Raw genomic sequence first — 320 nt, forward strand, 5'->3', positions numbered from 1 at the left:
TGGAGATCCGTTACGGCGACGGCAGCTTCCCCGGCCTGCAGGCGGACCTGCTGTTCAAGGAAGATTTGACGCCGGTGTGCAGTCGCAAACTCTTCCACGAGATCCTCGGCGACAAGCCGCTGTCGAAGGTCACGCCGGACGATCTCAGGCATTTCACGCTGCTCCACTCCGACACCTGCACCCAGAACTGGCAGTCGTGGCTGGGCTTTGCCGGGGCAAGCTTCGTGCTGGGCGAGACCAGGAGCGTCTATTTCGATAGCTGCATGATGTCCTACGAAGCCGCCAATGCCGGCATGGGCTTTGCCGTCGCCAACCGCGCC

At 62.5% G+C, this 320-nt stretch carries 1 protein-coding gene; it reads left to right on the plus strand.

Translation table 11 applies throughout. The features are described 5' to 3' along the window. A partial coding sequence (locus EN851_RS35055) for a LysR substrate-binding domain-containing protein (RefSeq protein ID WP_245520901.1) occupies positions 1–320 on the plus strand: 320 nt, incomplete at both ends.

It is taken from the genome of Mesorhizobium sp. M8A.F.Ca.ET.208.01.1.1 (assembly GCF_004791315.1).
GTDB lineage: Bacteria > Pseudomonadota > Alphaproteobacteria > Rhizobiales > Rhizobiaceae > Mesorhizobium.